The following is a 13,246-nucleotide window of genomic DNA, read 5'->3' as shown; positions in this document are numbered from 1 at the left end:
TCTCCTGTTTTGCCTGGTTGGTCTGAGAGCGTCCTAGTACTCCAGCCGTAGATCTCGATCTTCATGTTGCTCGGGTGGCCTGCCGTTCGTAATGGCAGGTCCGGGCTGTGGCTTGGTGGCGTCGTCGCCAGAGGGACCAGCGGAGCCGGTGCTCGGCCGTGTGGGGTTTGGCGGTCAGGGTCGTGAACAGGTGTTGGATTTCGTTGCGGGTGAGGGGGATCAGGTCGTCCGGATTCTGGCCGGTGGCGGGTTCGGCGGCAGTGGCGACGGCGAGGAAGGCGTGGGCGAGCATCGCGAGGGTGACCCAGCGGTGCCAGGAGGTCCAGCGTCTGACCTGGTGTTCATCGAGGCCGGCGAGGGTCTTGGAGGACTGGAACGTCTCCTCGATGGTCCAGCGGCGTCCGGCGACGCGGACAAGGGTGGACAGGGGGCCTTGCCTGTCGAGTAGCAGCGGTAGTAGGCGAGTTCGCCGGTGCGGCGGTTGCGCCGGATGAGGAGGTGCCGGTGGCCGGGCCGGTCGTCGGCGATCACGGCCAGGGCCCAGTCGTAGTGGCGGTGGCCCTTGGCGCCGGCTCCGGCCGACAGCTTCTGCCAGGCCCGCTTCGGGATCTTCTGCGCGAGCCGGTCAGCTCGGATCTTCCCGGCCCGGGTGCTGATCTGATGGTCACAGGCGACGGCGAGAACGTATGCCTGGCCGCATTGTTCGAGGCTGTGCCGGAGTGCGGGGTTGCCGCCGTATATCTCGTCGGCGGTCACCCAGCCCGGGCTGATTCCGGCCGCCTTGGCCCGGTTGATCATTCGCAGGGCGAGCTGCGGCTTGGTCGCGAACCGGTGGTCCTCGGCAATGCCGGCGGCCCGGCAGCGGTCCGGGTCGTCGGTCCGGGAACGGGGAACGTAGAGCTCCCGGTCGACCGCGGCGTGGCCGTGCGGGGTGGAGTAGGCGAGATAGACGGCGACCTGGCCGTTTTCGATCCTGCCGGCGGTGCCGGTGTACTGGCGCTGGACACCGACGGTGTGGCTGCCCTTCTTCAGGTCGCCGGTCTCGTCGACCACCAGGACCACGTCATCGCCGCCGAGGTGGCCGACGACGAAATCGCGCAGGTCGTCACGGACCGCGTCCGCCTCCCACTTCGCCCTGGCCAGCAGGTGCTGGAGCCGGTCCGGGCTCGGCTGGCCGACGTGCTCGGCCAGCGTCCAGCAGTTCTTCCGCGGGAGCCCGGCCATCAGCCCGAGCACGAACCCCCGGGCATGACGCCGTGGTTCGACTCTCCGGAACCGGGAGGCGATCCGGTCCATCAGGACCTCGAACGTGAGGTGCCAGCGGGCAGGATCTATGCTGTGGCCCGCGGCCACCAGCTGTTCTCCTGTCTTCACACACCGATGATCACTGGTGGCCGTACCCATGCCCGGACCCGACCCGACCAGCAAGATCACGATCTACAGCTGGAGTACTAAAACAATTTTTCAGGCAACGCCCGGAACCGGACGCGGATTCACACAGGTTTTAATACGGCGGGGCGGCCGCGCCGGTGACGCGGCCGCCCCGGACTCGAGCGGGACTGTGAAACGGCCGGTGCGACTCCCGATCGTGGAGGACGCATCGATGATCAGCGGGAACGTGACCGAGGCCGAGTCCGTCGAGCCGTCTGAGGCGGCGCCGGCAAAGTCCGTGGACGACCGGCTGATCGACGAGTTGGCGGACCGGGCTCAGGCCGAGGCCTGCAGCATGCCCGCCCGTGACGGCCTGGAGGGACTGCCCGGCGCCGTCGGAACCGTCCGGCCCCGTACTGTCGTCCGGACCTGCGCGGTCCACCTGCTGCGGACCTCCTTCCGTCATGCCGCCCGCCAGGACGTGGGACAGGATCCCCAAGCTTCTCCAGCCCGTCCGCACCGCGGCGACCGAAGAAGACGCACTGGAGCGGTTCACGGAGTTCGCCGGTGCCTGGGACAGGAAGGATCCGGCGATCGTCCGGCTCCGGGAGAATGCGTGGGTGGGGGTACCCCCGGACGGGGTCCGGGGGAGGGGCAGGAGCATCGCGGCGGAGCACGGGGCCGGGATTGTCCTCGGGGACGAGGCCGGGCAACCGGTGACTCCGCCGCGTGCCAGGGCGTGGGGGAGGGTCGGCCAGCTCCCGGTGGTGCGGGTGCGGGGCCGTGGTTCGGGGCGGAAGGTCGCCCGGAACCCGTGGTGCGCGCCAGCCCGGCCCTGCGCTGCCTGACCGGCTGGCCGCGCAGGCCGTCCCCGGCCGGCTCAGGGAACCAGCACGACCCTGCCGAACACTTCGCCCGCGTCCATCTTCCGGTGGGCCCGCACCGCCTGGTCCAGGGGCAGCACCTCGTGTACGACCGTGCGCAGTTCCCCGCGCGCGGCATCGGCGAACTGGGAGGACCGTACCGTCTGCCGGTCGGGGCCGGGCACGGTGTCGGAGCTGAAAGTGGCGAACGACAGCGACCTGCGGAAGGCGTCCATCAGCCGCATGCCGAAGTCCGCCGGCGGCTGTCCACCGACCACACCGACAGCCACGAACCGCCCGTTGGCGTTCAGCCTGTCCAGGAAGAAGGGGAGCCGGGGACCCCCCACGACATCGATCACCACGTCGAAGCCCTCCGGTGCGTCCGGGCCGCCCCCGCCGGAGCGGTCGAGGACATGGGTTGCGCCCAGGTCCCTCAGGCGGGCGCCGCGCCGCGCCGATGAGGTGGTGACCGCCACCGCGCCCGCGCCGTCCCCGGCTGCGAGCTGGACCGTCATGATCCCGATGCCGCCCGCCGCACCGCGCACGAGCACCGTCTCACCGGGCGTGAAGCGGGCCCGGTCCAGGGCGAAGTGGGCGACCACGCCGGAGCCGCCGAGGGTCACCGCGTCGGCTCCGGTCAGGCCGTCCGGCAGCGCAAGGACGTCCTCGACCGCGGCGACGGCCTGCTCGGCATACCCACCGGACAACCCGGTGGACGCCCACACCCGCCGCCCGGTCCACGAGGCGTCCACTCCCTCCCCCACCGCGGTTACCCTTCCCGCGACCTCGCTGCCGAGGAGATGGCCCTTCCGGAAGCCGTGGGCGGCAAGCGTTCCCCGGCGGATCACGGCGTCCACGCCGCCCACCCCGATCGCCTCCGTGGCGATCCGCACCTGCCCCGGGGCAGGAACGGGCGCGGGCACGTCGACGACCTCCAGGCCATCGGGGTCCCCGAACGTCCTGATCACGACGGCTTTCATCTCTGCTCCTCGGGTCGGTGGAGGGACGGATCGCAGTTGCTGCGGCCGTGGGCGTCGAGCCGACCCCCACAACCGGGGCACCACCGGCGAAGTGCCGGAACGGGGTGGCAGCACCGCCATCGGACCGTAACGGACGTCCCCGTCCGTTTGGCTAAAGTGGGAAACGATGACCACCCGTTTGCCTCGGACCGTGCGCTCCGACGCCCGCGACAACCGGGCCCGCATCCTGAACGCCGCCCACGCGGTGTTCGGCGAGGAGGGCCTGGGTGCGCCCATGCGCGAGGTCGCCCGACACGCAGGCGTCGGCCCCGCCACGCTGTACCGGCACTTCCCGACCAAGCAGGCACTGATCGCGGAAGCCTTCGCCGAGCAGCGGCGCGCCTGCCACGCCGCCGTCCGCGACGCCCTCGCGGACTCGGACCCGTGGCACGGATTCCGGAGCCTGGTCGAGCGGATCTGCGAACTCCACGCGCACAGCCGGGGGTTCGCCGACGCCTTCATGACGGCCTTCCCCGGGACCGTGGACTTCGCCGCCGACCGGGAGCAGACCCTGCACGCGGTCGGCGAACTGGCCCGCCGCGCCCAGGAGATCGGCCTGCTGCGCCCCGCCTTCGTCGTTGACGACCTCGTCCTCGTGCTCATGGCCCACCAGGGCGTCCAGGACGCGCCATCTGCCGCCCGGGTCACGGCCTCCCGCCGCTTCGCCGCCTACGTGATCGAGGCGTTCCGCGCCGCACCGAGGACGGGGGCGCCTGCGCCGCTGCCGCCGGCACCACGCCTGCAGCTCACGCACTCGCCCAGCACGCCGTAAAGCTGTTCGAACCCGGCTGGGGTGAGGTGGCCGGGCGCGGAGCGCCGGACGGCGCCGCTTGCAGTACGACAGTCGGCGGAACAGCCCGAGCCGGATCTGCGCCGTCGGGGTCCCGCGCCTCCCGTGGAGCACCTCCGTGCGTTCTGCCAGGGCCGCGTGCTGGGCCAACCGGCGGACCGGCAGTGCCTCGCCGAGGTGACGCAGCGCCCACTCCCGAGTCCGGGCAAGTGACTGTCCGGATGCCTGGGGCACGGACCGCTTGACGTACTGGTTCTGGCCCCCGGTACGGCGTGGCGCGGCGACCGCGAACCTGGCAGCGGCGTTGGCGGCGTCCGCGCCGTAGTCCCCGGATGACGTGCAGACGGAGACCGATTCCTGCGGACGCGCTGGCAGAGGGCAGAACCTGATCATGACCGGGGCAGAGGACGTCGGGATCCACAGTGACTGCCGGATGCTTCCGGCCCAGGCGGTCCGCCACTTGCCGGTGGGGTGACGGTCAGTCCGTCGAGCAGGCCGGCCTCGGCAAGGGCGATCGGGAGGTGCCGGCGGCGATCGTGTTCGTCGCGACGTCGGGCTGCACGTGGCAGCAGTCGCCCTCTGCCTCGTTCGGGCCGGCGGGTGCCACCGCCCACCGGCGGTTCACGGAGTGGTCGAAGGCCCGGGCGTGGGCGAAGCCCCACCGCCTGGTCCTCGACGGGCCCGAATCCTGTGAACAGGGGCGAGTACGGCTCGAAGCAGGGGGAGTTCACCGGCGGTGGGGCTGCGGGGCGTCACCGGAGAGCGTGGGCGGGCCAGCGCCCGCCCGCACCGGGTCCCCACCCTGCCGACCGGGACACCGGCAGGGTGGGGAGGCACCCTGGCTACGCCAGCCAGCGCGCGGCCCCACGCCCGTGCTGGGCGCGGTGCCTCGGCGCGTGCTCTGTCGACTGTCAGTCCTGGGTCCCGGAACGGGGGACCCATCCGTTGGCGGCTCCGGTGTGGATCAGTTCCTGCGCGTATGCCCAGAGGTCGGCGGAGGCGTCCTTGATCACGGACTTGCGGACGAGTACGTCTTCCTCCGTGACCCCTGGAGCGCGCCAGGTCCCGCCGCGGTTGCCGTAGTTGAGCAGCAGCGGCTGGAGCCGGTCCATGGCCTTGGCGAATCGCGCCTCGGGGGTGATGCGTGCCTCGAACTCGTCCCACAGGGAGCGGAAGTGATCGCCCTGGTCCGGTGGCAGGAGCGCGAAGAGCTTGTCCGCGGCTTGTTGCTCCCTTTCCTCCTGGTCGGCGGAGGCCGCGGTGTCGTACAGGAAGGTGTCCCCGGCGTAGATCTCCACGAGATCGTGCAGGACGACCAGGGCGAGCACCTTGCCCGTGTCGATGGGTTCGTCCGCGTATTCCGCGAGGACCAGGGTCATCAGCGCCAGGTGCCAGGAATGCTCGGCGTCGTTCTCCTTGCGGTCCGCTGCCAGCAGGGGGCTCTGCCGGAAGACGGCCTTGAGGCGGTCGACCTCGATGATGAACTCGATCTGGCGGCGCAGCCTGTCGGGGGTGCCTTCGGGTTGCTGAACCGAGTCGCAGAGAAGGGGGGTGTGTCGTCGGGCACGGAAGGTTCCTCGATGGTGTGGTGAGTGCGCCGCTCAGCGGTTGAGGTATTGAAGAACGACGCCGGCTACGAGTGTCAGTGTTGTCCCCCAGAGCGCGGGATGCGGCCATCGTCGCCGGATGAGGCGGGCGGCCGTGCTCACCAGGAAGGCCGCGGCCATGGCCTGGTCTATCGCGAGGGTGGCAACGGTCACGATCACGGCGGCCGCGGTGGGGATCAGTGCCGGTGCGCCCGTGGTCCCCGGGCGGCGTACGGTCAGCATTTTGACCGCCACGAAGACGAGGGCGCCTGTCGTGGCCTCCACCGGGACGTGGACCAGGACCGGGCTGAGGAAGAGGCGGGAGAACAGGAGCAGTCCGGTGACCACTGCTGCGATCCCCGTTCTGGCGCCGGCGCGGATACCGACGGCGCTCTCCACGTATGCCACGAAGCTCGACGAGCCGACGGCGGATCCGGTCACGGTGGCGCCCGCGTCGACCAGTAGTGCCTGCCGCATGCCGGGCACCCGTCCTTCGTGGTCATGCAGTGGGGTGTTCGCCGAAAGGCCCACCACTTTGGCGATGCTGCCGAAGAAGTCGAGCGCGAAGAGCACCAGGATCACGCCCCACGCACGGGGATCGGCGATGACGGTGAGGTCGAAGCGGAAGAGGGCCGCCCCGGCATCGTGGAGTGTGGCGTGGGCGGCTGTGGCCCTGATTCCTCCGACGGCGCAGTAGACCGCCGAGGCGGCGATTGCACCCAGGACTGCTGCGGCGCGCGCGCCGGACGCATCCAGGACGAGGGCGACGGCCAGACCGATGTACAGCGCGACGGCGGGAGCCGCTGTCCAGTCGCCCGAGCCGGACAGCCGGCTGTCGGAGGTGATGACGAGGTGGGACATCCGCAGACCGACCAGGCCTATGAAGGCGGCGACCGCGGCGGCGAGCGCCGAGCGCAGTTCGGCGGGAATGGCGTTGACCACCGCTTCGCGCAGTCGCAGCAGGGACACGACGAGCATGGCGACGCCGGACCAGAACACCATGCCCAGCGCCTGAGGCCAGGTGTAGGCAAGGGTGCCGACCACAGAGAAGGCGATCATCGCGTTCGTTTCCATGTCCGGTGCCACGGCGAAGGGAAGCCGGGCCCACAGGCCCATGGCGATGGTGGCGAGGCCGCCGACCGCTGCCGTGGCGAAGGAGGCGGCGCCGTGCGGGAAGCCTCCTTGACTGAGGACGGCCGGGTTGACGACCACGATGTGGGACAGGGCCAGGAACGTCGACATCCCGGCGAAGACCTCGCGGCGCCATGTCGATCCCCGCGCGGTGAGGGGGGAAGTACCGGTCGACGGCTCCGTCACCGGTCGCAGGCTCTCGTTGGAGCAGTCCTGGCCCGGGCGCCGGGCCTTCGGTCGGACTCACGCCGGTTTCCGCCGCGGTGGGACGGCGGGTGCGACGGGGCTGACGGTGTCTCCGACATCCCCGAGGACCACGTTCTGGGGGGAGTCGGGTTCAACGGCGTAGAACTTCTTGTTCAAGATGCCGGAGACATGGCCGACGTGGAGGGTCAGTGATACCCCCATCCGCTCGGCGTACCTTGCCAGGGCCAATGCACCCTGCTCGGTGGAGTGGCAGGTGAAGATCTCCACTGAGGCTCCCGGCCGAGCCGTCAACTGCAGCATGGCCATGAGGGTGACCCCGCTGACCACGACACCGTCGACGATCACCAGCCGGTCGGTCCGGGATGGGAGCCGTTCGTCCACGCCGACGAGCAGTCCGCCGTCCAACGGCATGCGTTTGGCCTGTGGCGTCCAGCCCCGGTGGTGCGGCATGACCCCGAGCCGTTCGGCCAGGATGCGTCCCTCGCGTTCCGGGGCGATGAGGGCGGTTCCCGGAGCGGACGCGCTGGATGCGACCTGAACGGGCAGCATCCCGTAGATGTCGAGGAGAGCCTGCAGGTATCGAGCGCGGTCGACGTCTTGCTGCTGGGGAAGGTTGGCGATTGCGGTGACCGTGGCCATCCGCTCGGCCACTTGGGGATGGGCCGCGGACGCGACGCGTACGTTCTGCGGCACGGGGCCCGGGGAGTGCAGCGACTCCAGTACCTGTGGTTCGAAATGGATCAAGTGGCTGAAGTAGGTGTCGTGTTCCTTCTCGAATTCGTCCACCGTGTGCCGGACTTCCGGGAGGAGCCCGGGCCTGCCGAGTAATCGGGCGGCATTCATTGATGGCCTCCGGTCCTTGCTCGAAGAATTGGTCCTGCGAGGACGCCGCAGCGGGGTGGCTCCCACTGCGGCCGAGGAGGGAAAGCGCCAGCGGTGCACCGGCCGCCGCGATGACCGCGGTGACGCAGAACGTTCGTACGAAGTCAGGGGCTGCCGGGTGCTCTCCGTGGAGCAGGACCAGTAGTGCCAGGCCGACGGAGCCGCCGATGTACTGCGCCGTCGTCACCAGGGCGCTTCCGGTTCCGTTGCTCTCCTCGGGGAGATCCCGGGTGCCCGTGATGAACATGCCGGTGAAGGCCGTCCCCTGTCCGAGGCCGCTGAGCAGCAGTCCTGGCAGGATGGCCGGAGCGTATCCGCCCCCGGCGGCGACGGCCAGGGCGAGTACCAGGAGGCCGGCCGCTCCGGTGAGGAAGGCCGTGGACAACAGCCACCGCAGTGACCGGATGCCGGCCAGCCGACCGGCTGCCGTGTTTCCCACGACGATGGCTCCGGCCAGCGGCAGGAAGGCCGTGCCTGCGGCGAGGGCGCCGTAGGCCCGTACCTCCTGGAGGTACAAGGTGACGAGGTAGAACTCGGCCCCGGAGCTCGCCATGTACAACGCCGCGACCAGGCCGGCTGTTCGAAGGGTTCGCACGCGCAACAGGGCGCGTGGAACCAGCGGCCGGCTTCGCCCCTGGCTGAGCGCGAGCAGTCCTCCGGCCACGACCGCCACCACGACGGCGACGGCGACAACGGGCGCGGCCGGGTGCGCGCGGGGGAGTTCGGTGAAGGCCAGTACGGTGCCCGCCGCCAAGTGGTGTTCGACAGTGGTGGACGCGTCCTCGACCGCAGCGGCCAGCTGGGCGGCCGGGTGGCGCGCCAGTTGAGCGGCATGCTCGAGGCGTGCCGCTCTCGGTTCCACGTAGCCTTCCGGCAGCCCCATCGCCGCCCTGTCGGTGAGTGAGTTGATATCGGCGTCGACCAGGTTGGTGTGGACGATGTGGGACGTCACCTGACTCCTACCTCCCGTCGAAGGTGCTGCACGTCGAAGTGGCGAACTTCTGCTGGTTCCGCGACCCGTCCAAGGCGCTGTGCCTCAAGCTCGCGGGCAACCCGAATGCCAAGCAGCCGCTGGTGGGGATGTGTGACTCGGCCCGTTGTCCGCAGGCCACCCATCACCAAAGTCACCGGCCCGTGTGGCTCGTCCAGGTCACCGTGATCGACACCTTCGTCGAGAGCCCTCGAGAGCCCTCGGGTGGCCAAGGGCGAGAAGGAACGGCTCCTGCCTGAACGCGACCGTGCCCTGCGTGTGGTCGCCGAGATCGATGCCGCTTCTGCGGTGGCGTGAGAGGAATGTGATGGCTCGGCTCACCGAGGAGGACAAAGCCCGTAACGAGGCCGCGATCCGGGGCGCGATGGAGCGGATCTTGAGCGGGAACCTGCCGCCGGGCGGCAAGACCGATCTCAAGACCCTCGCTGCGGTCGCCGGAGTGACCCGTACTGGCTTCTACCCAAAGAAGAGCCGCGACGGCACCCCCAGACCCGGCGCTTACCAGTACCTGGCCGAAGAGTTCGAGCGCCGGGTTCGCGAACTCCAGCAGGCCGGGAAGATCGTCGACCCGCGCGGGGCACAGATCGAACGGCTGAAGACCGAGCGGGCGGAACTGAAGAAGCGCCTCACGGACCGCGACGCGAGCCTGGCGGAGCTCACCGACTTCAAGCAGCTGGCGATCTCCCGGCTGGCCGCCTAGCATGCGGAGATCGAACGCCTCCGCCAGCAGATCACCGACGGGGCCGTCGTCCGGGCATTGCCCGCTGCCGCAGACCGCACGGCGCCGTATGGATCGTGCAGTTGACCGGCTCCTGGACGAAGCCGAGCCGTCCGGAGCGGGCCCGCTCGCGCACAGCGGGATCCGCGGTGCGGGCCGCGCACCGCGATCACGGTGTCGCCCTCCGGGACGCCGGCGTACAACCACCGCCCCCAACGCGCAGGAGCCAGGAGCGGAACGGCTGGGTCAGAGAGGGAAAGCGAGGGTCAGGCGACACGACCTGTGTGGGACACCGGGTTTGCCGTGACTAACGACGACCTGTTGCCCGGTGGCCCAACGGTCCGGGGCGGCGCGACGAAGCGGTACGCGTACGCCGACGGAGCGTTCACCGAAACCGTCTCCTACCCGTTCGGGCAGCGCGCCGACGTCGCGCCGAACGGCCTGGTCGCCCAGGTCGGCTCCGTCGAGGAGAACCGGGTGTCGGTCTACCGGCCCGGCGAGAGCAAGGCGGTCCGCACCTGCGCGCTCGACGCATCCCAGGTCGCCTGGGCCCCGGACGCCTCCCCTTTGTTCGCCCTCGTGTCGTCCCCGGGCGGTTACACGCTCAGGGTGCTCACCGACCCCGCGCTGAGTGTGTCCACGATCACGGTGAACGCGCCGTCAACGGCCACCCGCGCCAAGCCGCTGGCGGTGTCGGCGAGGTTACGGCGACGGTGAAGCTCCCGGCCGGGCCCGGCTGAAGGCCACTCGCACCGACATGGAGCACCCGGACGGCAAGACGCTGCCCGCGGTCGCGGTCAAGGCGGACGGCACGTACTCCTTCTCCGACACCCCGGACTGCGGCGGCACCGTCACCTACCGGGTGTCCTACGCGGGCGACGCCGAGCACACCACGGCGAGCGCCTACGACGAGGTCCCGGTCTCGCGCGCCACGCCGTCGCTGAACCTGGACAACAACGGCAAGGTGTACGCGTACGGCGCCGACGTGCGCTTCACCGCGCACCTGGGCACGACGTACAACAACCGCACGGTGGAGATCCGGTCCGACCCGTTCGGCTCGGACCGCCCCCAAAAGCTCGTCGAGTCCGGAACGGTCAACTCCCACGGCGACATCTCCGCCGTGGTCGACATGGTCCGCGACACCACCGTCCACGCCGTCTTCAAGGGCGACTCGCCCTACAAGCCGCGCACCGTGAAGGTCACGGCGTACGCCAAGGCCCACGTCTCCACGGCCGTCTCCCGTCACTGCAAGACAGACGGGATCGGCTCGACGACGTACTGCTGGTTCCACGCAGGGCCTCCTGCGCCGGCGGCGACGGAGGCCGCGCGTCCCCCACCAGATCGCTCACACACCACCAACGGCCCGGAACCCGAACCGTTTGGGATCGATAGGAGCGCGATTTCGCAGGGCAGCTCCAGGGAAGGGGAGCTGCCCGCTCAGGGGCGGAGGCGCGGTCAGGGCGTGCCGACGCCGTGCGTGTACGACTGCATGCTGAAGACGCCGAAGCCGTTCTGGACGGGGTCACCGGTGTTGTTGACGCAGTGCAGGATGCCGCCTCCGCCCGGGCCGTTGAGGCAGACCGTCATCAGGGAGGTGAGGACGACGCCGGGGGTGTCGGGAACCTCGTAGGCGCGGTCGGTGTAGATGTCCGCGTTGAGGTTGAAGTAGCAGTAGCTGCCCAGGCCCCATGCGTGGTGGTCGGTCACGTGCTCACCGACCTTGTAGGCGGCGTAGCCGTTGGTGCTGCCGTGCCTCCAGGCCGACTGCGTCGGGACGTCGTAGGGATGCTCGTTCTGGAAGAAGTACGTGTGGCCGTGGTTGCCGTTCCAGAGCACCTCGTACTTCTGGTGGTGCTCCACGAACAGGCCGTACGCGGTGACCCGGTCACCGTTGACGAGGAAGCCGGTGCCGGCCGGGTTGACGGACCAGCCGACCGTGCCGTCCAGGCCGTGGTCGGCCCGCCAGGCCCACACGTGGTCGACGATCACGTCGTTGCTGTCGATCTGGATGCTGACCTGGGTGCCGCCGGGTACTGCACCGCCGATGCGCGGGAAGATGTCGAACAGGGCGGTGGGCCGGGCGGCATGGCTCAGCCGGCTGCGGCCGTGACCGACGCGCAGCAGGACGGGGGAGTCGGCCGAGGCGGCCTCCAGGATCACGCCGGCCAGGGAGACGTCGTCGACGTCGGCGACCTCGATCAGCGCGTTGTCGCGGACCGCCTGAAGAGTGGCCAGGCCCAGGCCCAGGACGACGGTGCCGGGGCGGGACACCCGCAGCGGAGCGGACAGCGGGTAGATGCCCGGGGTCAGCAGCAGGTGCTTGCCGAGGGCGAGTGCCAGGTTGATGCTGGCGGCCGACTCGCCCGGGTGCGCGACGTGGAACTGCGACAGCGGGATGCTGCGGCCGGCGGCTCGCCCGTTCGCCCAGGAGGTGCCGGTGCTGTTGCGGCGCAGCGCGGGTACGAAGACGCTGTACGCGCCGCGGCGGTCCACCGTCAGGAACGGCTTCTCGCGTATGACGGGGGTGCGCTCCACGGTGGTGTAGGGCGGCGTCGGGAAGGACGTGGGGGGCGCGCCCTGGACACCGACGAAGACCATGTTCCAGTTGGAGCCGGTCCAACTGCCGATGGTGTCGTTGCGCGAGAGCCACTGTTGCTGCGAACCCGAGTTGATGTCGCCGTCCACCACGCTGTCGGCCAGGAATCCGCCGCTGGACCACCCGTTGCCGGGCGGGCTCGGCATCAGGTTCATGCTGCCCTTGACGTGCACGCGGCGCATCGGCGCGGCCTGGGCGACGGCCCAGCGCTCCAGTCCGTCCGGCGGTACGACAGTGAGGTTCTCGGCGGACCGCCAGAAGTCTTGCGTGCCGTTGCCGTCGAACCACTGGGCGTCAACGGTGACGTGACCGTTGATCACGACGTCCCCGGGGCTGTCGCCGAGCCCGAGCACGTGCGTGTAGAAACCGACGTTGACGTCGACGTTGTACGTGCCCGGCTCGAACGCCAGGGCGTACCGCTCGGTGCCGAACTGGTTGGACTCCTGGACCGCGAACACGGCGTCCAGCTGCTTCTGGATCGCGGCGTCGCCCATCGAGGGGTTGAAGAGCAGGACGTTCGGCCCCAGGCTCGCCGTCCGGTGGCGGCCCGGGTGTTCCGCGGGTGCGGGCGGCGACGCGGCGGCGGCGGTTCCTGTGGAGACGCCGGCCAGCGGCGCCGCGGCGGCAACGGCCGCCGCTCCGCGGAGCAGGGCACGTCGAGTGGGAATCACGGGCACGGCTCTCCCTGATCATGGTGGGCAAAGGGGATCGCGGCTGGTCCTCAACCGACTGAGAGCGCTCTCGGAAGCGAAGTGAATCATCGCCGGAGGGCAGCGTCAACAAGTGCGCGCACCGCGATGAAACCACCCCGCAAGCTGGGTTGCCGCCCCGGGGCGAGTCCTGTTCGGCCAGCAGCGCCCGCGGGGGCGGCACGCCGTTCCACCCAGTTGCCTGCATCCGCACCGTTTCCCAGCGCCGTTGTCCCGCAGCGCTCAGCCCGCCCCCATCCGCATGCCTCACATCACGTCGGCGGCAACCCGGTGAGCCTCCGCCAGCTTGAAGACGCAGCTCGAAGAGCTGGTGTGACTGGTTGCCGAGGTGCTCGCGCTGGTCGTGGAGGCCGTCCGCGGAGGGGATCGCCTGTCAGTGCTT

At 70.2% G+C, this 13,246-nt stretch carries 10 protein-coding genes and 3 pseudogenes; 6 read left to right on the top strand and 7 right to left on the bottom strand.

All coding sequences use genetic code 11. The features are described from left to right. Positions 1–61 precede the first annotated feature (61 nt). Together QQY24_RS01170 and QQY24_RS01165 are read right to left on the bottom strand one after the other, a co-directional pair. Positions 62–1,296: pseudogene (locus tag QQY24_RS01170) on the bottom strand (IS701 family transposase). A gap of 955 nt (positions 1,297–2,251) precedes the next feature. Then, positions 2,252–3,214, bottom strand: a complete 963-nt coding sequence (locus tag QQY24_RS01165; protein ID WP_301970771.1) for a zinc-binding dehydrogenase — start codon at positions 3,212–3,214, stop codon at positions 2,252–2,254. Between the two features lie 166 nt (positions 3,215–3,380). Between QQY24_RS01165 and QQY24_RS01160 the strand changes: the two genes are divergently transcribed. Together QQY24_RS01160 and QQY24_RS01155 are read left to right on the top strand one after the other, a co-directional pair. Next, positions 3,381–4,025: a TetR/AcrR family transcriptional regulator gene (locus QQY24_RS01160; RefSeq protein WP_301970770.1), complete on the top strand. Its 645-nt coding sequence runs from the start codon at positions 3,381–3,383 to the stop codon at positions 4,023–4,025. Positions 4,026–4,549: 524 nt separating this feature from the next. After that, positions 4,550–4,720 (top strand): annotated as a pseudogene (locus QQY24_RS01155) (transposase); the annotation flags it as partial. A gap of 234 nt (positions 4,721–4,954) precedes the next feature. Here the strand turns inward: QQY24_RS01155 and QQY24_RS01150 are convergent. Continuing rightward, complete coding sequence (locus QQY24_RS01150) at positions 4,955–5,476, bottom strand: HD family hydrolase (RefSeq protein ID WP_301976097.1); 522 nt, start codon at positions 5,474–5,476, stop codon at positions 4,955–4,957. On the opposite strand from QQY24_RS01150, the gene QQY24_RS01145 reads away from it, so the two are divergent. After that, positions 5,441–5,635: a hypothetical protein gene (locus QQY24_RS01145; RefSeq protein WP_301976420.1), complete on the top strand. Its 195-nt coding sequence runs from the start codon at positions 5,441–5,443 to the stop codon at positions 5,633–5,635. The two genes, QQY24_RS01150 and QQY24_RS01145, sit on opposite strands and share 36 nt — an antisense overlap. 9 nt (positions 5,636–5,644) lie before the next feature. Here the strand turns inward: QQY24_RS01145 and QQY24_RS01140 are convergent, their stop codons facing one another. The 3 genes and pseudogenes from QQY24_RS01140 to QQY24_RS34630 all read right to left on the bottom strand — a co-directional run. Beyond that, positions 5,645–6,946 carry an NCS2 family permease gene (locus tag QQY24_RS01140; RefSeq protein WP_301970769.1) on the bottom strand — a complete coding sequence of 434 codons (1,302 nt, stop codon included), beginning with the start codon at positions 6,944–6,946 and terminating at the stop codon, positions 5,645–5,647. A gap of 57 nt (positions 6,947–7,003) precedes the next feature. Then, positions 7,004–7,753 (bottom strand): hypothetical protein, encoded by a 750-nt coding sequence (locus QQY24_RS01135; RefSeq protein WP_301970768.1) that lies wholly within the window; start codon positions 7,751–7,753, stop codon positions 7,004–7,006. Between the two features lie 259 nt (positions 7,754–8,012). Continuing rightward, a pseudogene (locus tag QQY24_RS34630) lies at positions 8,013–8,732 on the bottom strand (MFS transporter); the annotation flags it as partial. 92 nt (positions 8,733–8,824) lie between these two features. On the opposite strand from QQY24_RS34630, the gene QQY24_RS01130 reads away from it, so the two are divergent. The 3 genes from QQY24_RS01130 (at position 8,825) to QQY24_RS01120 (ending at position 10,275) form a co-directional block, all read left to right on the top strand. After that, positions 8,825–9,079 carry a hypothetical protein gene (locus QQY24_RS01130; RefSeq protein WP_301970767.1) on the top strand — a complete coding sequence of 85 codons (255 nt, stop codon included), beginning with the start codon at positions 8,825–8,827 and terminating at the stop codon, positions 9,077–9,079. Positions 9,080–9,147: 68 nt separating this feature from the next. Next, positions 9,148–9,540 (top strand): hypothetical protein, encoded by a 393-nt coding sequence (locus QQY24_RS01125; RefSeq protein ID WP_367657966.1) that lies wholly within the window; start codon positions 9,148–9,150, stop codon positions 9,538–9,540. A gap of 321 nt (positions 9,541–9,861) precedes the next feature. Then, positions 9,862–10,275 (top strand): hypothetical protein, encoded by a 414-nt coding sequence (locus QQY24_RS01120; RefSeq protein WP_301970766.1) that lies wholly within the window; start codon positions 9,862–9,864, stop codon positions 10,273–10,275. Between the two features lie 738 nt (positions 10,276–11,013). Here the strand turns inward: QQY24_RS01120 and QQY24_RS01115 are convergent. Continuing rightward, positions 11,014–12,825, bottom strand: coding sequence for an adenylyl cyclase (locus QQY24_RS01115; protein ID WP_301970765.1), 1,812 nt, complete (start codon positions 12,823–12,825; stop codon positions 11,014–11,016). Positions 12,826–13,246: the final 421 nt, after the last annotated feature.

The sequence above is a fragment of the Streptomyces sp. TG1A-8 genome (assembly GCF_030499535.1).
Taxonomy (GTDB): Bacteria; Actinomycetota; Actinomycetes; order Streptomycetales; family Streptomycetaceae; genus Streptomyces.
Note: the sequence above shows the minus strand (reverse complement) of the source record. Positions and strands in the feature narration are given on the sequence as shown.